Genomic DNA, 24,161 nt, shown 5'->3' with positions numbered 1-24,161 from the left:
CGGTCAAAAAATGTGGGAGGGGGCTTGCCCCCGATGGCAGTGTGTCAGTCACTACATGCATGACTGATCCACCGCCATCGGGGGCAAGCCCCCTCCCACATTTTGATCTCCATGGATCAGATAGAACTCATTCTGCTCTGGCTCTGGCTCTGGCTCTGGTTTTTGATCTTGATCTTAGGCGCCCCGTCAAACCACGCTGGCCGGAGTGAGGGCATGCCGAGCCTAGGCGAGGCACCGAGTGGTGGGGCAAGAGCCCTTTGGTTACTTTGGGGCTTTTTTTTCCAAAGTGACCCGCTGTAAGAGCGGAACCATAACGGATATGTACTCAGCCGCCGCCGCAATCACCGAAAAAAACGGCACTCAACCCCACCCCCAAAACTGCAACCACCATCCACCCCCCACCAACCCAACACTCAACCCCACACACAACCACCCACCCCAACGCCGCAGCCCCCAACCCCCCGAAGCTGCCGCCACCCCAACCACAAACACCACCCAACCGCCGCCATCAACAATACTGCCCGCGCCGATTGCACCCAAGCCAACCCCAAGCCCTCATACCGCAACAACTTCACCGTGGTCGCCGACAACCCCAGGAACAAACCCGCACCACCGAGGGGCGTCAGCGTCAGCGCCAAGGGCCGAAACAGTGCACGATCACCCGCCACCCACGCGGCCAACCGCAGCAGCAGCCAACAGCCGCCCCCCAATACCAACGAACTCCCCCCCAGATACAACACAATGCACAAGCCATCCAACCAACTGAAGCTGTCATTGAGCTGCGGATAATGAGTGAGCAACCACCACGGCGCGTTGTCTTGCAGCGGCCACAGCCAGTCATGGCCGACCAGCCACGTCGCCAGGGTTTGTTTGAGCGCGATAAACCACGGACTGACGGTCCATTGAAACGCCCCCATCGCCAGGCCGATCACACCAAACAGCAACAGCCGCGCGTCCCACACTGAGCCGGGTTGACGCGGCGCCTGCAGGATCTCCTGGTTGCACGAGCGGGCGATCAGTTGCACCGCGCCGCGTTGCCCGCTGCAACGGCCGCAGGCATGGCACTCGCTGGCCCCTTGCAGGCGGCGGATATCCAGCAGCGGCGCGCAGTTGGGCAGCGGCAGGCGCGGTGCGTCGTTGGCTTTCCAGCGCTGCTCATCCACCGCGAAATGCACCGGCGCCAGGCGGGCGAGCAGGGCGAAGACGCCGCTGACCGGGCACAGGTACCGACACCACACGCGCTTGCCGCGCACGAACAACAGGCCGACGATCACCGCGCCGAGGGTCGAGCCGCCGAGAATCAACAGTGCCGCCTGGGCGTAGTCATACACGCTGATCAATTGGCCGTAGAGGGTGGTCAGGCAAAAGCCCAGCGTCGGCCAGCCGCCCCAGCGCAGCCAGCGCGGAATACCGAGGCCGCGCCCGTGCTGGCTGGCCCATTCGCTCAGGGAACCTTCCGGGCAGAGCACGCCGCACCACAGGCGCCCGAACAACACCATCGACAGCAACACGAACGGCCACCAGAGGCCCCAAAAGATGAATTGCGCGAGCAGCGTCAGGTTGTTCACCAGGCGCGCCTGGCTGTCCGGCAACGGCAGCAGCGCCGGCAGCACCAGCAGCACGGCGTAGACCAGCACCACCGCCCATTGCACGGCACGGATCAAGCGCCCATGGCGGCGCATGCCATCGCCCAGGCGCTGCAGCCAGCTCATGCCGCGTGCCGCGAACGGCGCAGGCCGTTGCCCACCCACAACCAATAGCCGAGCAGCACCAGCACGGTGACCAGGCTCGGCGCGGCGCGGTAGCCGACAAAGTCAGCCAACATCGCGCCCAGGCCGTGGCTGTCGCTGAGCAGGGTACTGCTGTCCCAGCGGCTTTCACCGAAGCTCGAATAGACCCACTCGGGCATGTCCATCGCCAGCAATTGCCCGCTGATACGGTCCACGGCCGCCACCAGCAAAGCCCCGCCGAGCAGCAGCAACAGCGCTTCGCTGAGGGCGAAAAACAGCGACCAGGAAATGAAGCGCCGCGTACTGCGCAACAACAGCACCGTGAGCCCCGCCAACACCAGGCCCAGCACGCCGCCGATCGCGAACAGGTTCAGCGCCGGGCCCTGCAGACGCGCGCCGGCACCGTACAGAAACACCACGGTTTCACTGCCTTCGCGGCTCACCGCCAACAGCGTCAGTAGCAACACGCCCCAACCGCCCTGGCGCGCCAGGCGTTCATCGGCTTCGCGTACCAGGGTGTTTTTGAGCGTGGCCGCGTGGCGATGCATCCAGAACACCATCTGCACCATCAGGCCGCTGGCCAATAATGTCAGTGCCGCTTGCAGCCATTCGCCCTGGGGGCCGGTCATGGCCTCACCGGCCCACAGCATCAAGCCGGCCAGGCCGGCGGAGCAGAACAAGCCCAGGACCACCCCGGCCCACAGGAAACGCCCCAGGCGCGAGTGCGCGGTCTGGCGGCTGATCCAGACCTGCAGAATGCCGATCACCAGCAGCGCCTCGACGCTTTCGCGCCAGACAATAAACATCGATTGATTCATCAACGGCTCCCGGGGCTATTGGGCGAGGATGCTGCCTTCGGGCAACTGTGGGTTGAACTCGTCAAAGAACGGATACAACCCCGGCGTGAGCGGGTGGATCACGACGAAGGTGGTCACGCCGGGGGACAAGACTTTCTCCACGCGCAGCGGCGTGCTCTCGAATTCGGCCGGGCCTTGGCCGAGGTTGTGCAGCACGATCTTGAAGCGCTCGCCGGCCTTGACCGTGAGTTGCGGCGGGATGAAGTGGCCGTCCTGCAGGGTCAGTTCATAGGTCGGCAACGGCGCCGCCAGGGCCGCGCCGCTCAGCAGCAAGCTGCCCAGCAGCAAGGCGCGACGCATCAGTAACCGCCTTTCTTGCCGATGCCGGCATAGACGAATTCGTAGTGGACTTCGCAGCGTTCGAACCACGGTGCGACCCCGGTTTCCTTGTCGGTATGGCGGCCCAGGGACTGGTGGCCGCTGGGCGGCAATACGCTGAAGGTCAGGGTGTATTTGCCTGGGCCTTGCAGCTTGACGTTGTCGCCGTAGTGCGGCCCGTCATTGGCGACCATGGCGTGGAAATCACCGGTGATCGGCGTGTCGCTGCCTTGCTTTCTCAACGTAAAGGACAGGTTCAGGTACGGCACGAAACTGCCTTCCTGGAAGCCTTGGGCATTGTCCGCCGTGGCGCGCACATCGGCTTCAAGGTGGACGTCGGAGTCGGCCGTGGCGCGCATCATGCCGGCGGGTGCCATCTCGATCGGTTGTAGGTACACCGCGCCGATTTCCAGGCCTGGGCAGTGCTGCGGCTCGCCGATCGGGTACTCCTTGGCAAACGCCGCAGAGGTGGACAACAGCAGGACCAGGGACACAGTAGAAGGAATACGCATGGAGGCTTCCTGACGGGTGAGGGGGAAAGAACCCGAGTCTAGGAAGGTTGATCGTAAATAATAATGATTCTTGTCAAGTTTCTGCGATATTTCATGTTGGCCAACCTTGACTGCAGTCAAGGCCATGCCCCCTCGAGCAGGTTAGGTTGACTCTATTGTTCGCCGGTAGGGAACCTCATCATGGCCAAGCCTTTTCCGCTGCACCCCAAGCACCCCGAACGCATCTGCTGGGGCTGCGACCGCTATTGCGCCACGACCGATCTGGCCTGTGGCAACGGCGCCGACCGCACCATGCACCCGGCCGAGATGATCGGCGATGACTGGTACGAGCACGGCGACTGGGGGCTCACCCCCGAGCCACCTGCCACGGACGAACCGTCAGCGGCCTGATCAATCAACGCAATGGCTGGTTGTACGGCGGATGGGCGGTTACTCTTCCTACTCAGTTCAGGGAGAGGTGACGCAGATGTCGTTGATCACAACCATCGAAGACTTACGCAAGCTGGCGCAAAAACGTGTTCCAAGGATGTTTTACGACTACGCCGATTCCGGCTCTTGGACTGAAAGCACTTACCGGGCGAATGAAAGCGATTTTGCCCAGATCAAATTCCGCCAACGGGTGGCGCGCAATATCGATAAACGTTCGATCCGCGCCACCATGATCGGCCAGGACATGGCCATGCCAGTCGCCCTGGCGCCCACCGGCCTGGCCGGGATGCAGCATGCCGATGGTGAGATTCTCACCGCCCGTGCCGCTGCTGCCTTTGGCCTGCGCTACACCTTGTCGACCATGAGCATCTGCTCCCTGGAAGACATCGCCGAACAGGTCGGCCAGCCGTTCTGGTTTCAACTCTATGTGATGCGCGACCGCGCCTTTATCGAGCAGTTGATCGAGCGCGCCAAGGCCGCCGGTGTCGATGCGTTGGTGTTGACCCTGGACCTGCAGATCCTCGGCCAACGTCACAAGGACCTGATCAACGGCCTGTCGGCGCCGCCCAGACTGACCCTGCCGAATATCCTCAACATGATGACCAAGCCGCGCTGGGTGATGGGCATGCTCGGCACCAAACGTCATGGCTTCGGCAATATCGTCGGGCATGTCAAAGGTGTGGCGGACATGAGTTCGCTGTCGGCATGGACCGCCCAACAGTTCGACCCGCGCCTGAGTTGGGACGATGTGGAATGGATCAAGAAATGCTGGGGCGGCAAGTTGATCATCAAGGGCATCCTCGATGTGGAAGATGCGCGCCTGGCGGCGAATGCCGGCGCCGATGCGTTGGTGGTGAGTAACCACGGCGGTCGTCAGTTGGATGGCGCGCCGTCGAGCATCAGCCAATTGCCGGCGATCGTCGAGGCGGTGGGCGAGCGTATTGAAGTGTGGCTCGACGGCGGTATCCGTTCCGGCCAGGACGTGCTCAAGGCCATGGCATTGGGCGCCAAAGGCACCCTGATCGGTCGCCCGCATTTGTACGGCCTGGGCGCGATGGGTGAAGCGGGGGTGACCAAGGCGCTGGAGATCATCGCCCGCGAGTTGGACGTGTCGATGGCGCTGTGCGGGTATAACGATATACGCGATGTGAATCGCGAAATTTTGCTGCCTGGCACCTTTCCCCAAGGCGCGGGCTGAGCAAAAAAATCGTAAAAAAATAAAAAGAGTTGTCCACGAAAACCGTGGGTATCTCTGTGGATAACTTTGCGAGGGCCCGGCAGGGGTTGGCGATTCAACCCAAGATCAATATTTGATCAACTTCTGGCGCGGGCCAGCATAGGCTGGGTTTGCGCTTGACAGCCCCGCGCGAACCCAGTGCCGAAAACACATTTTATGAGTCGTTGGCGCGCCCGGTTGAGTGGGTGACAACCTGTGTCGGCATCTTCGCTTGCATCAGGTTGTCCAGCGCTTTGCGATAGCTGCGCCCGGCCAGGCTCATGCTGTTGTTGTGGCTGGCGCCGGGCACCAGCAACAAGCGCTTGGGTTCCTGGGCGGCGGCAAATAATTGCTCGTTGAACCGTGGGGGAACGTAGCGGTCGTCCAGGCCGTGGACCACCAGCAGTGGCATATGGATGTCGGCAATCTTGTCGATGGAATCGAATTTCTGCGACAGCAGCCAGCGCACCGGCAAGGCGGTATCCGCCACGGCGGTGGCCACATCCGCCAGGGAATGCCCGTAGATCAGGCGTTTACTGATTGCTTGCAAAGTATTGCGGCATTCAAGCGTCGTCCGCTCAGGCGAGCGCCACCACCTGCACGCGATTGCGTCCATAGGCCTTGGCCTGGTACAGCGCCTGGTCGGCCTGGGACAGTAAGTATGAGAGGTCGTGGCCTGCCGCCGTGGTGGTGACGATGCCGATGCTCACGCTCAAGAACCCCGGCGTCAGCAGGTCCAGTTCGGCAAACCCGCGGCGGATGCGCTCGGCCACTTCAAACGCCCCGGCCGCATCGCTGTCGGCCAGCAGGCAGGCGAACTCTTCACCGCCGATACGCGCAAACACATCACCGCTGCGCAGCATGGCCCGCGTCATCTGGCTGAAGGCGATCAGCGCCTGGTCGCCCATGGGGTGGCCGAAGCTGTCGTTCAGGCGCTTGAAGTGGTCCAGGTCGCACAGCAGCAGGGCCGTGCTGCGCTGGCGACGGCTGCAGTCGGCCAGCAGTTTTTCGCCCCTGAGCATAAAGGCGCGGCGGTTGCCGGCGCCGGTCAGCGCATCGCTGAAAGCGGCGGCCTTGAAGCGCAACTCGGCACGCTCCTTGACCATCGCCAGGGTGATGTAGGCAATGCCGATGGCATACAGCATCGATTCAAACAGCATGAACGAGAAAAACGGCGCGCCTTCACCCCCGAGGCCTGGGCGTTTTTCAGCGGCAGGCCGGCGTCGGTGATTGCGCGTATGCCATAGAACGCGGTGTGCCAAAGGATCAGCGCCAGCGCGGGAGCGTAGGCGACTTCCAGGGTCGCGCGGTTGCGCCACAGCTCCAGGGCCGACAGCACGCCATAACCGGCCGCCAGCAGCGAATACAGGGTGACCCGCGCCGACAGCGAACCATAGAACTGCGGCAACAGGCACATCAACAGCCACACGCCACACCCGGCAAAGATCCCCGGCAGGCTCGGCTTGCGCTGCACGAAAGCGCGCATGGCGGTCCAGTTCATCGCGGCGCTGAGCAACAGCACGACATTGCCGAGGATCAACGCGACAAAGTCCAGGCCCACGCCGCGCACCGCGATCAGCCCGGTGCCCAGGGTGGCGAGCAGCAGCATGATGCCGAGATAGCCCAGGGTCGGTTCACGGCCACGGCTCCAGGCATGCACGGTGAGCAGGCCCATCAGGCAGAACACGAACACGGCGACTATCAATAGCGTCGGGATATGCAGCGACATTGCCTTGCCCTTGCAGAGACTTTTTGTGGGGCCCGATTGTAGCGGTATGCGACCGGCTTGACGTTGGCGTTGCTGGCGCGACATGCTCCTGCTCCTTTGAGCAAAGGCCCGACCATGGACAACAGCCCCGTTCGCATCACCGCCGAAGAGACGCTCTCGGAGAATTGGTACCTGCTGAAAAAATACAGCTTCGACCTGCGCCGCCGCGACGGCAGCTGGCAGGCCCAGACCCGCGAAGTGTACGACCGGGGCAACGGCGCGACCATCCTGCTGTACAACCGCGCCCAGCGCACTGTGCTGCTGATCCGACAGTTCCGCATGCCCACCTTCGTCAACGACTACCCCGGTTACCTGATCGAAGCCGCGGCCGGGTTGCTGGACAACGCCAGCCCCGAAGAACGCATTCGCCTGGAAGCCGAAGAAGAGACGGGCTATCGCGTGGGGCATGTGGAGAAGATCTATGCGGCATTCATGAGCCCGGGATCGGTGACGGAGCGGATTCACTTTTTCCTCGGCGAATACCAACCGGAGGATCGGGTGGGAATGGGCGGCGGGATCGAAGAGGAAGGCGAGGACATTGAGGTACTGGAACTGGGGTTCGAGCGGGCGTTGGCGATGGTGGCGAGCGGTGAGATCGTGGATGGGAAGACCATCATGCTGTTGCAGCATCTGGAATTGCGGATGTTGAAAGAGGGATGGTGAGAGTGGGGCGTGTCGATATCCGTTTTCTCAAAAGTAGCCAAAGCTAGGCCCGGTGTGCCCCAGATCAAAAGCAAAGCGGCCTTATAGCCGACCTGACTCTGCGAGCCGAACTCGGTCAAAAATGTGGGAGGGGCTTGCCCCCGATAGCAGTGGATCAGCCATGCATGTATTGGCTGACAAGCCGCCATCGGGGGCAAGCCCCCTCCCACATTTTGATCTCCATGGATCAGATAGAACTCGTTCTGCTCTTGCTCTTGCTCTCGGGCGCGGCCTTATAGCCAACCTGATCCTGCAAGCCGAACTCGGTCAGAAATGTGGGAGGGGCTTGCCCCCGATGGCAGTGTGTCAGTCACTACATGCATGACTGATCTACCGCCATCGGGGGCAAGCCCCCTCCCACATTTTGATCTCCATGGATCAGATAGAACTCGTTCTGCTCTTGCTCTTGCTCTTGGGCGCGGCCTTATAGCCAACCTGATCCTGCAAGCCGAACTCGGTCAAAAATGTGGGAGGGGCTTGCCCCCGATGGCAGTGGATCAGTCACTACATGCATGACTGATCCACCGCCATCGGGGGCAAGCCCCCTCCTACATTTTGATCTCCATGGATCAGATAGAACTCGTTCTGCTCTGGCTCTGGCTCTGGCTCTGGCTTTTGATCTTGATCTTAGGCGCCCCGTAAAACCACGCTGGCCGAACGCAGGCTTGAATCCGTGGGTAACCCGGCAGGACGCCGGGTTAGCCGTCCTGGGCCAGGGATGGCCCATGACGGCGGCCCACGGATTCAAGCCGGAGTGAGGGCACACCGAGCACTAGCGAGGTGCCGAGTGGTGGGGCAAGAGCCCTTTGGTTACTTTGGGGCTTTTCCAAAGTGACCCGCTGTAAGAGCGGAACCAATAGCTGCCATTACCTAAATAACGGATATACCCCCAACCCCCAACCCCCCGACTACCGGCGCTTGTCAGAAATCTCCCACAAGAGTACAAATGTACTCCATGACAACCCTAACCCCCCGCCGCACCGCCATCCTGACCTTCATCCGCGACCGCATCGCGCAACAAGGCCAATCCCCCAGCCTCGCCGAGATCGCCGAGGCATTCGGCTTCGCCTCCCGCAGCGTCGCCCGCAAACACGTTGTGGCCCTGACCGAAGCCGGCTTCATCGAAGTCAACTCCAACCAGGCCCGTGGCATTCGCCTGCTCAACCCGCCAGCGCGGCCCGAATGGCTGGACGTTCCGGTCCTGGGCCGTGTCGCCGCCGGTTTGCCCATCGGCGCCGATGCCGAAGTCCACAGCCGCCTGCAACTCGACCCGGCCACTTTCGCGAAAACCCCGGACTATCTGTTGCGGGTGCAGGGCGACTCAATGATCGAAGACGGCATCCTCGACGGCGATTTGGTGGGCGTGCGCCGCAGTGCCGAAGCCGTGAACGGGCAGATTGTGGTGGCGCGCCTGGACGGTGAAGTCACCATCAAGCGTTTCGAACGCAATGGCGACAGCGTGCGGCTGCTGCCGCGCAACCCCGCGTATCAACCCATCGTGGTCGGGCCCGATCAGGACCTGGCCATCGAAGGCGTGTTCTGCGGCCTGGTGAGGCAAGGCTGATGGGCGCCGTCGTTGCCCTGGACGCGCTGTTCAATGGCGGGCGTGTGTGGAAGGGCCGGCCCGCCGCGCCACCGGCCAGTGTCCACCCCACGGGGCTGGCGGCGCTGGATGCGGTGCTGCCCACGGGCGGCTGGCCGGAGTCGGCCCTCAGCGAAATCCTCATGGCCAAGGACGGCGTGGGCGAACTGCAACTGGTGTTGCCGACCCTGGCGCGTTTGTCAGCGGCGGGGGAGCGCATAGTGCTGGTGGCGCCGCCCTACACGCCGTACCCCCACGCCTGGCAGAACGCCGGGGTGGATTTGCGTCAGCTCGCGGTGGTCCAGGCCGAGGAGCGGGATGCGTTGTGGGCGGTCGAGCAGTGCCTGCGTTCGGGCAGTTGCGGTGCGGTGTTGTGCTGGCCGCGCAAGGCCGATGATCGTGCCTTGCGGCGCTTGCAGGTAGCGGCGGAAACCGGGCAGACCCTGGCGTTTGCCTGGCGCGCCCTGAGTGACGCGCTCAACGCCTCGCCGGCCGCTCTGCGCCTGGCGGTCGACGCCCGGCCCGCGCAAGTGCGGGTGCTCAAGTGCCGGGGCGGGCTGGCCCACCCGGCGCCGATTGCGCTGGCCGGGCACTGAGGTTGGCATGCGCTGGGTGTGTATTGTCTTCCCGCAATTGGCGCTGGACGCGGTGCAGCGTATGCATCCGACGCCGCACGAGCCGCTGGCGCTGCTGGCCGGCACGCCGCAGCGGCGCGTCCTGCAAACCGTCAACGCGGCCGCGCATGCCTTGGGCCTGCGCCCCGGTCAATCGCTGACGGCGGCGCATGCGCTGGTCAAAACCTTTGCCTGCGCCGAATACGACCCCGTGGAGATCGAACGCTGGCAGCAGTTTCTGGCGGCCTGGGCCTACCAGTTCAGTTCCCAGGTCAGCGTGTTTTACCCGCGCGCCTTGCTGTTTGAGATCGAGTCGAGCCTGGGCCTGTTCGGGCCCTGGCCGCGCTTCGAGGCCCGCCTGCGCAAAGAGCTGAGCGAGCTGGGCTTTCGTCATCGCATCGTCGCCGCGCCCAACCCGGTGGCGGCGCGGGTGCTGGCGAACCGCTACGATGGCCTGGCCGTGGCCGATGATCACGCGTTGATGCAGGCCTTGGCGCCACTGCCCATCGACCGCGCCGGCCTGGACCCGCAGGCCGCCATCGCTTTGTCGCGGATGGGCTTGCGCAGCCTGGCCCAGGTGCAGGCGTTGCCCCGGCACACCCTGGCGCGGCGCTTCGATGCGGCGTTGCTCAAGCATCTGGATGCCCTGAGCGGGCAGCGGCCGTTGGCGCTGGGCTTCTATCAGCCGCCGGACCGCTTCGATGTACGCATCGAGCTGAACTACGACGTGCAATCCCACCAGGCCCTGTTATTCCCGCTGCGTCGTCTGACCGGCGACCTGTCCGCCTTCCTCTGTGGCCGCGACAGTGGCGTCCAGCGTTTCGCCCTGCACCTGGAACACGCCCAGGCCCCCGACAGCGTGATCCCGGTCGGCCTGCTCAGCGCCGAGCGTGAAGCGCCGATGCTGTTCGAACTGGCCCGCGGGCGTCTGGAGCAGGTGCAAGTGACGTCCCCCGTGCGCGGTGTTCGCCTGGTGGCCCAGGACCTGCCGGTGTTCGTGCCGCAACGCCAGGACCTGTTCGACGACCGCCCGCAACAGACCCTGCCCTGGGCGCAACTGCGCGAACGCCTGCGCGCCCGGCTTGGCGATGAGGCGGTACACGGCCTGCGTTTTCACGCCGACCACCGCCCCGAATGCGCCTGGCAAGCGGCGACCGATAAAAACCCGTGCCCCACTTTGAACAACGTGCAACGCCCCGGCTGGCTGCTCGCCGAGCCGACCTTGCTGGCCGAGGCGGGCGTGCAGATCCTGAAGGGCCCGGAGCGCATCGAATCGGGCTGGTGGGATGGCGCCGATATCCGCCGCGACTATTACCTGATCCAGACCCGCGCCGGCCAGCAAGGCTGGGCCTACCGCACCGTGGGGCAATGCGACGGGTTGTGGCTGCAAGGCTGGTTCGCATGAGTTACGCCGAGCTGCATTGCCTGTCCAACTTCAGCTTCCAGCGCGGCGCCTCCACGGCGCTGGAGTTGTTCGAGCGGGCCAAGCGCGAGGGCTACAGCGCCCTGGCGATCACTGACGAATGCACCCTGGCCGGCATCGTGCGCGCCTGGCAGGCGGCGAAAGCGGTGGGTTTGCCGCTGATCATCGGCAGTGAGATGCGCGTCGAAAACGGCCCGAAACTGCTACTGCTGGTGGAAGACCTCAGCGGCTACCAGCACCTGTGCCGCTTGATCACCCTGGCCCGGCGACGGGCGGAGAAGGGCCGTTATCGCCTGCTGCCAGAAGACTTCGACCAACCGCTGCCCGGCCTGTTGGCGCTCTGGATTGCCGAAGACAGCGACACCCAGGCCTCGATCCAATGGCTGCGCCGTACCTTCGCCGAGCGCCTGTGGCTGGCGGTGCATCTGCATTGCGGGCAGGACGATGCGCGTCACCTGGAGCAACGCCTGGCCCTGGCCGCCAGCCTGCAGCTCCCGGCGGTGGCCTGCGGCGATGTGCATATGCATGCCCGCGGCCGCCGCGCCCTGCAAGACACCATGACCGCCATCCGCCATCACGTACCGGTGGCCGAAGCCGGTACGCGCCTGCATCCCAACGGCGAGCGGCATCTGCGCAGCCTGCCGGCGTTACAGGCGTTGTATCCGCCGTCGTTGCTCGACGAAACCCTGGCCATCGCGCGCCGTTGCACCTTCGACCTCAGCCAACTGCGCTACCACTATCCGCGTGAGCTGGTGCCCGCCGGCCATGACGCCCGATCCTGGCTGCGCGCCGTCACCGAAGAAGGCATCGCCCGGCGCTGGCCGCAAGGGGTCGACGTCAAGACCTTGCAGCAGATCGACCGCGAGTTGGAACTGATCAGCGAGCTGGGCTATGAAAGCTATTTCCTCACGGTGCATGACATCGTGCGCTTTGCCCGCAGCCGTTCGATCCTGTGCCAGGGCCGGGGTTCGGCGGCCAACTCGGCGGTGTGTTTCGCCTTGGGCATCACCGAGATCAACCCGAGCCTGATGAACATGCTGTTCGAGCGCTTCCTGTCCCGGGAGCGTAACGAGCCGCCGGACATCGACGTCGACTTCGAGCACGAACGCCGCGAAGAGGTGCTGCAATACGTATTCCAGCGCTACGGCCGCACCCGCGCAGCACTGACGGCGGTGGTCAGCAGCTACCACGGTGCCGGCGCGGTGCGCGATGTGGCCAAAGCCCTGGGTTTGCCGCCGGACCAGGTCAATGCCCTGGCCGAGTGCTGCGGGCGCTGGAGTGACCAAGCGCCGCCCCTGGAACGCCTGCGCGAGGGCGGTTTCGACCCCGACAGCCCGGTGCTGCGCCGCATACTCGCGCTGACCCAGCAACTGATCGGTTTCCCCCGGCACCTGTCCCAGCACCCCGGCGGCTTCGTGATTTCCGAACACCCGCTGGACACCCTGGTGCCGGTGGAAAATGCGGCGATGGCCGAGCGCACCATCATCCAGTGGGACAAGGACGACCTCGACGCCGTCGGCCTGCTCAAGGTGGATATCCTCGCCCTGGGCATGCTCAGCGCGATCCGCCGCTGTTTCGACCTGCTGCGTCGCCACCGTGGCCACGACCTGTGCCTGGCGACGATCCCCAAGGAAGACCCGGCCACCTACGCAATGATCAGCAAGGCCGACACCCTCGGCGTGTTCCAGATCGAGTCGCGGGCGCAGATGTCGATGTTGCCCAGGCTCAAGCCGCAGACCTTTTACGACCTGGTGATTGAAGTCGCCATCGTGCGCCCGGGGCCGATCCAGGGCGGCATGGTGCATCCGTACCTGCGGCGGCGGAACAAAGAGGAGCCCACCACCTATCCGTCGCCGCAGCTTGAAGCGGTGCTCGAACGCACCCTCGGCGTGCCGTTGTTCCAGGAACAGGTGATGCAGATCGCCATGGTCGCCGCCGATTACAGCCCCGGTGAAGCTGATCAGTTGCGCCGTTCCATGGCGGCCTGGAAGCGTCACGGCGGCCTTGAACCGCACCAGCAACGCTTGCGCACCGGCATGCTCAAAAACGGCTACAGCGACGCCTTCGCCGCGCAGATATTCGAGCAGATCAAGGGTTTTGGCAGCTATGGCTTTCCGGAATCCCACGCCGCCAGTTTTGCCTTGTTGACCTACGCCAGTTGCTGGCTCAAATGCCATGAACCGGCGGCCTTCGCCTGTGCGTTGATCAACAGTTGGCCCATGGGGTTCTACAGCCCGGACCAGATCCTGCAGGACGCGCGGCGCCATCGTTTGCAGATCCGCCCGGTGGACGTGCAGGCCAGTGACTGGGATTGCAGTCTGGAACCCATCGCTGGCGCGCAACCGGCGATTCGCCTGGGGTTGCGCATGATCGCGGGGTTTCGCGAAGAGGATGGGCGACGGATCGAAGCGGCGCGCGAGCACTGTGCATTCAGCGACATTGCCGACCTCGACCGACGCGCCGGGCTGGATCCCCGCGCCCAAGCCTTGCTGGCGGATGCCGGAGCCTTGCGGGCGTTGGCCGGCAACCGGCACACGGCGCGCTGGGAAGTGGCGGGGGTACACAAACAACTCGGGCTGTTCGCCGGCCTGCCCAGCCCCGACGAAGCGCGGGTGGAGTTGCCGACACCCACGGTGGGCGAAGACCTGCAGGCCGATTACGCCACGCTCGGCACCACCCTGGGCCCGCATCCGTTGGCGTTGTTGCGCGAAGAATTGCGCAAACGGCGCTGCCGCAGTTCCCGTGAGCTGATGGCGGTGGAGCATGGCCGCACTGTCAGCGTCGCCGGCCTGGTGACCGGTCGCCAGCGCCCCGGCACCGCCAGCGGTGTGACCTTTGTCACCTTGGAGGATGAATTCGGCAATCTGAATGTGGTGGTCTGGCGCGACCTGGCAGAACGTCAGCGCCAGGCCCTGGTCGGCTCGCGCCTGCTCAAGGTGGACGGGCGCTGGGAGGCGGTGGGCGAGGTGCGGCACCTGATCGCCGGGCGCCTCACCGACCTGTCGCCGCTGCTGCAAGGCATCGCTGTGCGCAGCCGGGATTTTCACTGAGCGCAGTTGCTCTGGCCTGCGTGGATAAGCTATATGCAATGAAACGAATGATTGCTGGCAGGCTCCTATTTTCTATGCGTGGTGCTGCACCACCTACCCACGCTTCTCTTCGCCAAGAGCCAACCGATGCATTTTTTAGCCAATTCCGCACCTGCTGAGCCCCGACATTCATCTGCTGAGCAAGCCCTATAACCCCGAAACCCAGACGCATCGGGTGCGCCGCGTGCTTGCCGCGCCACAAGGTTGACCATGACTTCATCGCGCAACATCCCTCAGATCACTGCCCAGCACCTTGGGTTCGTCCGGGTTCGCGGCGCTCGCGAACATAACCTGCGTAACGTCGATGTGGATATCCCGCGGGATGCCCTGGTGGTGTTTACCGGCGTGTCGGGTTCCGGCAAGTCGTCCCTGGCTTTTTCCACGGTGTATGCCGAGGCCCAGCGGCGCTATTTCGAATCGGTGGCGCCCTATGCGCGACGCCTGATCGATCAGGTCGGCGTGCCCGATGTAGACTCCATCGAAGGCCTGCCGCCTGCCGTGGCCCTGCAACAACAGCGCGGCACGCCGAGTGCGCGTTCGTCGGTGGGCAGTGTCACGACGTTGTCCAGCCTGATCCGCATGCTCTATTCGCGCGCCGGCAGTTATCCGCCGGGGCAGGCGATGCTGTATGCCGAGGATTTTTCGCCGAACCTGCCCCAGGGTGCCTGCCCGCAATGCCACGGCCTGGGCCGCGTGTATGAGGTGACCGAGGCGCTGATGGTGCCCGATCCCTCGCTGACCATCCGCCAGCGTGCGGTCGCGTCCTGGCCCTTGGCGTGGCAAGGCCAGAACCTGCGCGACATCCTGGTGACCCTGGGCTATGACGTCGACATCCCGTGGCGTGATTTGCCGAAAAAGCAGCGCGACTGGATCCTGTTCACCGAAGAAACCCCGACCGTGCCGGTGTACGCCGGTTTCACCCCGGAGCAGACCCGCGAGGCGCTGAAACGCAAGCTGGAGCCGAGCTACCAGGGCACGTTCAGCGGCGCGCGGCGCTATATCCTGCACACCTTCAGCCACACCCAAAGTGCGCTGATGAAAAAGCGTGTCGCGCAGTTCATGCAGGGCAGCGCCTGCCCGTTGTGCGACGGCAAGCGGCTGACCCAGGCGGCGTTGTCGGTGAAGTTTGCCGGGGTGGACATCGGCGAACTCTTGCAACTGTCGCTGACTCAATTGGCCGAGCTGCTGCGGCCGGTGGCGGCGGGGCAGGACACGATGAAACTGTCGCTGGAAAAGCGCCTGGCTGCCCAGCGCATCGCCGAGGATCTGCTCGAGCGGGTCAGCACCCTGACCGAGCTGGGGCTGGGCTATCTGTCCCTGGAGCGCAGCACGCCGACCTTGTCGTCCGGCGAGTTGCAGCGCTTGCGCCTGGCCACGCAATTGGGTTCGCAATTGTTCGGCGTGATCTATGTGCTGGATGAGCCGTCGGCGGGGCTGCACCCGGCGGATGGCGAAGCGCTGTTCACTGCGTTGGCGCGTTTGAAAGCTGCCGGCAATTCGTTGTTTGTGGTGGAACACGACCTGGAAACCATGCGCCGCGCCGACTGGCTGATCGACGTCGGCCCGGCGGCCGGTGAACACGGCGGGCAAGTGCTGTACAGCGGACCTCCGGCGGGTTTGGCGCAGGTTGAAGCGTCGCAGACCCGTGAGTACCTGTTTGCCGAACGGCGCCCGGCCAATCCCCGGCGCCGCGAACCGACCGGCTGGCTGAGCCTGGAGGGCGTCACACGTAATAATCTCAAGGATTTGAGTGTCGATTTCCCGCTGGGTTGCTTCACTGCGGTGACCGGTATTTCCGGCTCGGGCAAATCCAGCCTGGTCAGCCAGGCGCTGCTGGAGTTGGTGGGCAGCGGCCTCGGCCGCGTGCCGGAAAGCGAAGACGAACCGAGCCTGGAAGATGACGCCCCGCCCACCAGCGGCGGGTGCATCAGCGCCGGGCTGGAACGGATTCACCGGCTGGTGCAGGTGGACCAGAAACCCATCGGCCGCACGCCGCGCTCCAACCTGGCGACCTACACCGGGCTGTTCGACAACGTGCGCAAACTGTTCGCCGCCACAGCGGCCGCGAAGCAGCGTGATTACGATGCGGGGCAGTTTTCTTTCAACGTCGCCAAGGGCCGCTGCGCGAATTGCGAGGGCGAAGGGTTCGTCAGCGTTGAGTTGCTGTTCATGCCCAGCGTGTATGCGCCGTGCCCGACCTGCCACGGGGCGCGCTACAACCCCGAGACCCTGGCGATCCAATGGCATGGTTTGAACATTGCCCAAGTGCTCGGCATGACCGTCGAGCAGGCGGTGGCAGTGTTCGCCGAGCAGCCGGGGGTGCTGCGGTCGTTGCTGGTGCTGCGCGATATCGGCCTGGGCTATCTGCGCCTCGGCCAACCGGCGACGGAACTGTCCGGGGGCGAAGCGCAGCGCATCAAGCTGGCCACCGAACTGCAACGCAATGCCCGGGGCGCCACCTTGTATGTGCTGGACGAGCCGACGACCGGCCTGCACCCACGGGATGTGGACCGCTTGCTCCGCCAGCTGAACCATCTGGTCGACGCCGGGCATACGGTGGTTGTGGTGGAGCATGAAATGCGCGTGGTGGCCCAGAGTGACTGGGTGATCGATATCGGGCCGGGTGCTGGGGACCTGGGCGGCAAGGTGGTTGCCAGCGGCACGCCGCGACAGGTGGCGAAGAGCAAGAAAAGCCGCACCGCGCCGTTTCTCGCCCGGGAGCTGGTCTGACCATCAATGGGGCGCACTTCAGTGGTTCGGGTACTCATGCAGTGACTGATGCACCGCTATCGGGGGCAAGCCCCCTCCCACATTGACCGCATTCCCTTGGTTGATCGGCGGGGTTAGTGGCATTTGCTCATGCTCGGGTGCCGGCGGTGAGCCCCACTCTCCCATGTGGGAGGGGGCTTGCCCCCGATAGCGGTGTGTCAGTCACCGTTGTGATCAATGTTCCTGCCGTTGGATCTGTTGCTTGGCCAGCTTCACCACATTCTCCACGGTAAACCCGAACTTCTCCTGCAACTTGGCCAGGGGCGCCGATGCGCCAAAGCTGTTCATCACCACTTTGGCGCCGGTCTGTCCGACATAGCGGTCCCAGCCCAACGGACCGGCCTGTTCCACCACCACCCGCGCGGTCACCGCTGGCGGCAGTACGCTGTCGCGGTAGGCGGTGGGCTGCTCTTCGAACAGCTCCCAGCTGGGCATCGAGACCACCTGCGCGGCAATGCCTTCGCCTTTGAGCTGTTCATACGCCGCCACCGCCAGGCTGACTTCGCTGCCGGTTGCCAGCAGGATGACCTCGGGGTGTGCGGCGCCGGCCAGCACATAGGCTCCCTGGGCGGCACCGGACGCGGCTGCGTACTGCGTGCGGTCCAGAGTCGGCAGCGGTTGGCGCGACAACACCATGCAGCTCGGCCGGTGGGTCTGGGCCAGGGCGACCTTCCACAGTTCCAGGGTTTCATTCGCGTCGCCGGGACGCAGGGTCAGCAACCCCGGCGTGGCGCGCAGTTGGCTCAGGTGTTCGATCGGCTGGTGTGTCGGGCCGTCTTCGCCGACGCCGATCGAGTCATGGGTAAACACGAACACCACCGGCAATTCCATGATTGCCGCGAGGCGGACCGGCGGCTTCATGTAGTCGCTGAACACCAGGAACGTCGAGGTGTACGGGCGCAGGTAGGACAGCGCCATGCCATTGGCGATCGCCCCCATGGCATGTTCACGGATGCCGAAGTGCAGGTTGCGTCCGCTGTAGTCGTCGGCACTGAAACGTCCGGCGCCGTCGAAGGTCAGGTTGGTTTTGGTCGACGGCGACAAATCCGCCGAGCCGCCCAGCAGCCAGGGAATCTGCCGGGCGAAGGCATTCAGCACCGCGCCGCCGGCGGCACGGCTGGCCACGCCTTTGGCGTCGGAGTCGAAGCTGGGCAGTTCAGCTTGCCATTGCTCGGGCATGTTCCCGGCGCGCATGCGTTGCAGTTCGTCGGCCAGTTGCGGGTCGAGGGACGCCAGGGTTTGCTGCCACTGTCGGTACGACGGCTCGGCGCGCGCGTGCAATGCATCACGCAACACCGTGCGCGCCTCCTCGGGCACCAGGAAGCTGGCGTCTTCCGGCCAGCCATACGCGGCCTTGGTCAGGCGGATCTCCGCCTCGCCCAGCGGCTCGCCATGGGCGGCGGCGGTGTTGTGTTTGTGCGGCGAGCCGTAGCCGATCACGCTGTCGACCACGATCAGGGTCGGCGCACCGGTATTGCGCTGGAAGGTCTGCAGCGCCGTGCTCAGAGCGTGCAGGTCGTTGGCATCGGTCACGTGCAAGGTGTGCCAGCCATAGGCCTGGAAGCGCTGGATCACGTCCTCGCTGAAGGCCAGTTCGGTGTGGCCTTCGATGCTGATGGTGTTGTTGTCATAGATCCAACACAGGTTGTCCAACCGCAAATGCCCGGCCAGGGAGGCGGCTTCGCTGCTGATGCCTTCCATCATGTCGCCGTCGCCGCACAGGGTGTAGACGTTGTAGTCGAACAGCACCTGGCCGTCGCGGTTGAAGCGCTCGCCCAGCCAGCGCCCGGCCATGGCCATGCCGACGCTGTTGGCGCACCCCTGGCCGAGGGGGCCGGTGGTGGTTTCTACGCCGGTGGTCATGCGGTACTCGGGGTGGCCTGGGGTCTTGGAACCCATCTGCCGGAACTGCTGGATATCGTCCAGGCTGATCGCCGGCTGCCCCGAGCGCTGGCCCTGGGCATCGATCTCGACCACGCCGGCCAGGTGCAGCAACGAATACAGCAGCATCGATGCATGCCCCACCGACAACACAAAACGGTCGCGGTTGGGCCAGTCGGGATGCTCCGGGTGATAACGCAGGAAGCGACTCCACAACGTATACCCCACCGGCGCCAGGCCCATGGGCGTGCCGGGGTGGCCGGAATTGGCCTTCTGCACGGCATCCATGGCCAGGGTGCGCAGGGTGTTGATGCATTGGGTGTCGACAGCGGTGGCGGCGTGATTCATGAAACCGGTCTCCCTCGGGTAGCGATCTACAGTGGAGGGCAGGGCGCGGCAAAGGTTTGATTCCATCGCCGGTGTAGCGACGAACGGAACTGGTTTGCCCGCAAACATGACAAGACCCCCTGGAATGGGCTAGCTTCAAGGGCGTAATCATTGATCAACTTGCGGAGGTAGGCCATGCCAGTGAAACACGACCTGTATCAGGACTTGGGTTTGAGCAAGGACGAAGTCGATGGACACCGGGCGAAAAATCCGCGTCTGAACGCGCTGTTTGATAAATACAACGCCGTCGACGAATTGGTGGTGAGCGCTGAAAAGGCAGCCGGCAGCGATGAGGAGCTGAAGAAGTTAAAGGAAAAGCGCTTGTTGGTTAAAGATGAGATCAAGGATTTGCTGCAGTAAAGCGCGCGATCCATTCACCACGGAGGGAGCGCGTCAGTCGCTCCCTTGCACATTTTTTCAGATTTGGCTGAACGACATCCTTCCCTCCGATACTTATGATGCCCGCCGTCCACCCGGCTCTGGGGGATTATAGGGCGCGAGGATTGCGCTGCTGAGCCGGGCGGGCAGTTTGTTTCAGGCCAGTAGCGTGTGGGTGCATTCATCCATCGAGCGCTGTTGCGTCTCGGCATACAGCGCCAACTCATCAAGGGTCTTGCGCCCCAGTGCCTGTTCGAATTCGGCCTGGTTCGAATTGGCCGCGTAGTGACTTTGCGCGGCATCCCCCAGGTTCGACTGGAAAATCCCCGCGGCACTCACCGGCAGAAAATCCTCATACACCAGCGGTTCTACATCGACGTGACCGGCGGTGATCAGCGCGTCCAGCGTGCGCGGTTGGTCGGCTTGGCCGCGTGCCGCCAGGCCTTTGTCGGTGGCGAAGTAGCGGAAGTAGGCCAGGCCTTGTTCGCGCATTTGTGTGTGGTCGTCCGGGAAGGCCTGGAAGTGCTGTTCCATCAAGTGCATGTAATGCGCGGCGTTGGCTTCGTTGGGGAAGGCGCCGAGTGCGTCGCGGGCGGCATTCAGCAGTTGGTCGTACAGCGCGCGGCCTTTGGGTGTGAGGGCGACGCCGCGTTGTTCGATTTCGCCGAAGCGTGCGCTGTGGCTGCCTTGGGCGTCGGTGAAGGCGATGGTTTCGTCGAGGGCCTTGAAACTGGTCTGGCGCAGCAGGATCGGGCAGCGGCGGCGCGGCGGGCCTTCGATCACGGCTTTGGGGGTGATGCCTTTGCCGGGCATGGCGGCCTGGACCTGGTCGATATCCAGGGTGCGCGGGGTCAGGTGGTTGATGTGCGGGCCCTTGAAGGCCACCACGTCGGCGATCAGGCGATGCTGGTCGCTCAGTTGCCGGTACTGCGCAGCGGTGACGGTGGCGGTGTGGTGCCAGCGGAAGGTTTCCAGGGCCTGGCGGATGAATGCCTCGGCGTCGTCAGCGTTGAGGCCGCCATCGCGTTCCGCTTGTTCGATCAGGGCGAGGGCGCCGGGGGTGAAGATCGAACGCTTGGCCAGGGCGGCTTCGGCGAAGGCGCGCAGTTCGGGGTTTTCGATCAGTTCCAGGCGCAGCAACGAGGTGAATACGCGAAACGGGCTGGTTTGCAGCGCGCATTCATGCACGGCGCGAAATGCGGTGGAATGCACCGGCACGCCGGCCGGGGTCAGGTCGTAGTAGCCCACCGGTTGCATGCCCATCACCGCGAACAGGCGGCGGATGGTCGCCAGTTCGGCGGCGGTACCCAGGCGAATGGCGCCGTGGCGTTCCATGTCCAGGCGCTGGATTTCGCCGGTCCGTTGCAGCTGTTGCGCCAGGCTCGGGTCGGCGTCGAGCACGCGGCGGTTGATGTCGGCCACCAGCTCCATCAGCGCGCCGTACAGGGGCACTTCATCGCGGTACATGTCGGACATGGCCTTGGAAAAGCCTTTGCGGATGTCGTCGGGGCTGATAAACGCGGTGCTGGGCATAGAAAAATTCCTGGCTGCGGTAAGAGTAATGAATGCCGTTACCCCCGATTCTGTTGGGCGCCGCAGGCCCGCGCAAACGAAGATTCCTCTGGACTTCATTCTGCAAACGAATGAGTGGGGTAAAACCGTCTTCATGTGCATCCCGCCGGGAATGGGTTCTACACTGGCCTTACGCGATGGCTGAGGGAGGATTGGATGAGCGCCACTATTGTGCAAACCACTGAAGGCCAGCGCCTGGCCGCCGATTCCGCCGAGTGCTGGCGCGAGTGGGGCCCGTACCTGAGCGAACGCCAATGGGGCACGGTGCGCGAGGACTACAGCGCCGACGGCGATGCCTGGCGTTACTTCCCGCACGAACATGCGCGCAGCCGCGCTTACCGCTGGGGCGAGGATGGCCTGGCCGGGTTCAGTGACAAGGCGCAACGCTGGTGCCTGGGCCTGGCGCTGTGGAACGAGCATGACGCGATCATCAAGGAGCGCCTGTTCGGCCTGAACAACGCCGAGGGCAACCACGGTGAGGACGTCAAGGAACTGTACTTTTTCGTCGACGGTGTGCCGAGTCATGCCTACATGCGTATGCTCTACAAATATCCCCACGCGGCGTTTCCCTACGCCGACCTGATCGCCGAAAACGCCCAGCGCGGGCTGGCGGACGCCGAGTACGAAATCCTCGATACCGGCGTGTTCGAAGACAACCGGTATTGCGACGTCAGCGTCGAATACGCCAAGCACCAGCCCGACGATATCTTCATGCGCGTCAGCGTCCACAACCGCTCCGACCAGCCGACACGCCTGCAAGTGCTGCCGCAGGTGTGGGCGCGCAATGATTGGAGCTGGGCCGTCGGCGCGCCGAAACCGCAGTTGCGGCTGGACGGCGAGCGCGTGCTGGCGCGGCATCATGAATTGCCGGACCGCCACCTCAGTGCCTGGGGCCAGGACGGCGTCGAATGGCTGTTCTGCGAAAACGAAAGCAACGCCCCCAAGCTGGACGGGCAACCGGCGCCGGGGCCGTTCAAGGATGGGATCAACGATTACGTGGTGGCGGGGCAGGAAACCGCGATTCGCCGCGACAGCGGCACCAAGGCGGCCGCGCGTTTCATCCTGGAGTTGGCGGGGCTGGAGCGCAAAGTCGTGTATCTGCGTTTTGCGCCCAAGGACGCGCCCGAGGTCAATGCGCGCAAGCTGTTTGAACAGCGCCGCCAGGAAGCCGATGACTTCTACGCCGCGTTGCAGCAGGGCATCGCCGATGCCGACGCGCGCAATGTGCAGCGCCAGGCCCTGGCCGGTTTGCTGTGGTCCAAGCAGCTCTATTACTTCGACGTGAACCAATGGCTCGACGGCGACCCGACCCAACCCGCGCCGCCGCCCGAGCGTTTGCAACGGCGCAATAGCCATTGGCGGCACCTGTCCAACTTCGACATCCTCTCCATGCCCGACACCTGGGAATACCCGTGGTACGCCTCCTGGGACCAGGGCTTTCAGGCGGTGGCCATGGCGCTGATCGATCCGGGGTATGCCAAGCAACAATTGTTGCTGCTGGTGAAGGACCGCTTCATGCACCCCAACGGCCAGTTGCCGGCCTATGAATGGCGCTTCGACGACGCCAACCCGCCGGTGCATGCCTGGGCCTGTTGGCGGGTGTATCAGCAGGACAAGGCGTTGACCGGCGTCGGCGACATGGATTTCCTGGAGCGGATCTTCCACAAGTTGCTGTTGAATTTCTCCTGGTGGGTCAACCGCAAGGATGCCGAAGGGCGCAACCTGTTCCAGGGTGGGTTCCTCGGCCTGGACAATATCGCCTTGTTCGACCGCTCGGCCGCACTGCCGCCGGGCTACCAACTGGATCAGGCCGACGGCACGGCGTGGGTGGCGGCGTATGCGCTGGACCTGATGCGTATCGCGCTGGAACTGGCCAAGCGCAATGTCGTGTACGTCGATATCGCGGTGAAGTTTTTCGAGCACTTCCTGTATATCGCCGGTGCGATCAACCGTGTCGACGACAGCGCCGAGGGCCTGTGGGACGAACAGGACCTGTTCTTCTACGACGTACTGCACCGTCCCGACGGTCAGAACGAACCGGTGCGCCTGCGTTCCATCGTCGGCCTGATGCCGCTGTTCGCCGTGCTGGTACTGGAACAGCGCGAGCATGAGGGCCTCGAAGGCTTGCGTGAGCGGTTGTTGGGCTTCATGCACCACCGGCCGGACCTGGCCAAGCTGGTCTCGCGCTGGAACGAACCGGGGCAGGGCAATCGCCTGTTGCTGGCGTTATTGCGCGGCGAGCGCACCAAGGACTTGCTGCGGCGGATGCTGGATGACGGTGAGTTTCTTTCGGCGTTTGGCGTGCGCTCAATGTCCAAGGCCTTCGCCGAGCAGCCCCTGGCGCTGAAGATGAACGGCGACACGTTGTGCGCGCGCTACCAACCCGGTGAATCCGATTCGCGTCTGTACGGCGGCAATTCCAACTGGCGCGGGCCGTTGTGGATGCCGGTGAATTACATGCTGATCGAATCGTTGCGCGAGTTTCATCGGTACTACGCGGATAACTTCTCGGTGGAGTACCCGACGGGCAGTGGTTATCTGTCGTCCCTGGAGGAAGTCGCCGACAGCCTCAGCCAGCGCCTGAGCCGATTGGTCCTCAGGGATGACAATGGCCTGCGTCCGTCGATGGCCGGGTATGCGCAGTTGGAGGCGGACCCGGCCAGCCGTGATCTGGTGTTGTTCCATGAGTATTTCCATGGGGAGACCGGGCGCGGGTTGGGGGCGTCACACCAGACGGGGTGGAGTGCGTTGGTGGCGTTGCTGTTGCATGTACCCTCCACGCCTTGAATCGGGTAAATTCGCCGCCCCGACTTTTACAGGGATGTAGATCATGGCGAACGCTGCCATCCCCCACCAGATTTGGAGCAGTTCAAGAAAGTCGACGCCGCTGATCGCCGGCCGAGAAACGACAAATCCCGCCATTGGCGGGATTTG

At 64.0% G+C, this 24,161-nt stretch carries 15 protein-coding genes and 3 pseudogenes; 10 read left to right on the top strand and 8 right to left on the bottom strand.

Annotation, left to right across the window (positions count from 1 at the left end):
* Positions 1-360 precede the first annotated feature (360 nt).
* From RGV59_RS23485 to RGV59_RS23470, 4 genes and pseudogenes are all read right to left on the bottom strand, one after another.
* Positions 361-1,712: pseudogene (locus RGV59_RS23485) on the bottom strand (4Fe-4S binding protein).
* A complete protein-coding gene (locus RGV59_RS23480) occupies positions 1,709-2,548 on the bottom strand; it encodes an FTR1 family iron permease (RefSeq protein ID WP_046383091.1) in 840 nt (279 codons plus the stop codon). Before RGV59_RS23480 ends, RGV59_RS23485 begins: the two are co-directional and overlap by 4 nt.
* A gap of 15 nt (positions 2,549-2,563) precedes the next feature.
* A complete protein-coding gene (locus RGV59_RS23475) occupies positions 2,564-2,887 on the bottom strand; it encodes a cupredoxin domain-containing protein (protein WP_017849310.1) in 324 nt (107 codons plus the stop codon).
* Positions 2,887-3,417, bottom strand: coding sequence for an iron transporter (locus tag RGV59_RS23470; protein WP_126587386.1), 531 nt, complete (start codon positions 3,415-3,417; stop codon positions 2,887-2,889). Before RGV59_RS23470 ends, RGV59_RS23475 begins: the two co-directional genes overlap by 1 nt.
* 180 nt (positions 3,418-3,597) lie before the next feature.
* On the opposite strand from RGV59_RS23470, the gene RGV59_RS23465 reads away from it, so the two are divergent.
* Entirely contained in the window at positions 3,598-3,807 is a 210-nt protein-coding gene (locus RGV59_RS23465; protein WP_017849308.1) for a DUF3079 domain-containing protein, read from the top strand.
* Positions 3,808-3,883: 76 nt separating this feature from the next.
* Positions 3,884-5,044, top strand: coding sequence for an alpha-hydroxy acid oxidase (locus RGV59_RS23460; RefSeq protein WP_079444110.1), 1,161 nt, complete (start codon positions 3,884-3,886; stop codon positions 5,042-5,044).
* Positions 5,045-5,237: 193 nt separating this feature from the next.
* Here RGV59_RS23460 and RGV59_RS23455 read toward each other — a convergent pair.
* A pseudogene (locus RGV59_RS23455) lies at positions 5,238-5,576 on the bottom strand (alpha/beta hydrolase); the annotation flags it as partial.
* A gap of 64 nt (positions 5,577-5,640) precedes the next feature.
* Positions 5,641-6,791, bottom strand: a pseudogene (locus RGV59_RS23450) (diguanylate cyclase).
* A 114-nt stretch (positions 6,792-6,905) separates the two neighbouring features.
* On the opposite strand from RGV59_RS23450, the gene RGV59_RS23445 reads away from it, so the two are divergent.
* The 6 genes from RGV59_RS23445 to uvrA all read left to right on the top strand — a co-directional run bounded on the left by RGV59_RS23445 (position 6,906) and on the right by uvrA (position 16,970).
* Complete coding sequence (locus RGV59_RS23445) at positions 6,906-7,493, top strand: NUDIX domain-containing protein (protein ID WP_017849304.1); 588 nt, start codon at positions 6,906-6,908, stop codon at positions 7,491-7,493.
* A 985-nt stretch (positions 7,494-8,478) separates the two neighbouring features.
* Entirely contained in the window at positions 8,479-9,096 is a 618-nt protein-coding gene (lexA, locus tag RGV59_RS23440; RefSeq protein WP_126586737.1) for a transcriptional repressor LexA, read from the top strand.
* Positions 9,096-9,710, top strand: coding sequence for a translesion DNA synthesis-associated protein ImuA (gene imuA / locus RGV59_RS23435; RefSeq protein ID WP_126586735.1), 615 nt, complete (start codon positions 9,096-9,098; stop codon positions 9,708-9,710). Before lexA ends, imuA begins: the two co-directional genes overlap by 1 nt.
* Before the next feature lie 7 nt (positions 9,711-9,717).
* Positions 9,718-11,133 carry a Y-family DNA polymerase gene (locus RGV59_RS23430; RefSeq protein WP_126586733.1) on the top strand — a complete coding sequence of 472 codons (1,416 nt, stop codon included), beginning with the start codon at positions 9,718-9,720 and terminating at the stop codon, positions 11,131-11,133.
* The gene (locus RGV59_RS23425; RefSeq protein ID WP_185833603.1) at positions 11,109-14,201 is read left to right on the top strand and encodes an error-prone DNA polymerase; all 3,093 of its coding nucleotides are present in this window, start codon (positions 11,109-11,111) and stop codon (positions 14,199-14,201) included. Before RGV59_RS23430 ends, RGV59_RS23425 begins: the two co-directional genes overlap by 25 nt.
* 249 nt (positions 14,202-14,450) lie before the next feature.
* Positions 14,451-16,970, top strand: coding sequence for an excinuclease ABC subunit UvrA (uvrA, locus tag RGV59_RS23420; RefSeq protein ID WP_126586729.1), 2,520 nt, complete (start codon positions 14,451-14,453; stop codon positions 16,968-16,970).
* A 213-nt stretch (positions 16,971-17,183) separates the two neighbouring features.
* Here uvrA and tkt read toward each other — a convergent pair whose 3' ends face one another.
* On the bottom strand, positions 17,184-19,238 hold the full coding sequence (gene tkt, locus RGV59_RS23415; RefSeq protein ID WP_102618089.1) for a transketolase: 2,055 nt from the start codon (positions 19,236-19,238) through the stop codon (positions 17,184-17,186).
* A gap of 174 nt (positions 19,239-19,412) precedes the next feature.
* Between tkt and RGV59_RS23410 the strand changes: the two genes are divergently transcribed.
* Positions 19,413-19,637 carry a DUF465 domain-containing protein gene (locus RGV59_RS23410; protein WP_104903012.1) on the top strand — a complete coding sequence of 75 codons (225 nt, stop codon included), beginning with the start codon at positions 19,413-19,415 and terminating at the stop codon, positions 19,635-19,637.
* A 174-nt stretch (positions 19,638-19,811) separates the two neighbouring features.
* Here the strand turns inward: RGV59_RS23410 and RGV59_RS23405 are convergent, their stop codons facing one another.
* Positions 19,812-21,188 carry a VOC family protein gene (locus tag RGV59_RS23405; RefSeq protein ID WP_126586727.1) on the bottom strand — a complete coding sequence of 459 codons (1,377 nt, stop codon included), beginning with the start codon at positions 21,186-21,188 and terminating at the stop codon, positions 19,812-19,814.
* A 195-nt stretch (positions 21,189-21,383) separates the two neighbouring features.
* Here RGV59_RS23405 and RGV59_RS23400 point away from each other — a divergent pair, with 195 nt between their 5' ends.
* The gene (locus tag RGV59_RS23400; RefSeq protein ID WP_102618087.1) at positions 21,384-24,014 is read left to right on the top strand and encodes an MGH1-like glycoside hydrolase domain-containing protein; all 2,631 of its coding nucleotides are present in this window, start codon (positions 21,384-21,386) and stop codon (positions 24,012-24,014) included.
* The last annotated feature ends 147 nt before the right edge of the window (positions 24,015-24,161 follow it).

Source organism: Pseudomonas sp. FG1 (assembly GCF_034313875.1).
In the GTDB taxonomy this organism is placed as follows: Bacteria; Pseudomonadota; Gammaproteobacteria; order Pseudomonadales; family Pseudomonadaceae; genus Aquipseudomonas; species Aquipseudomonas veronii.
This window is presented reverse-complemented; position numbering and strand designations above follow the sequence as displayed.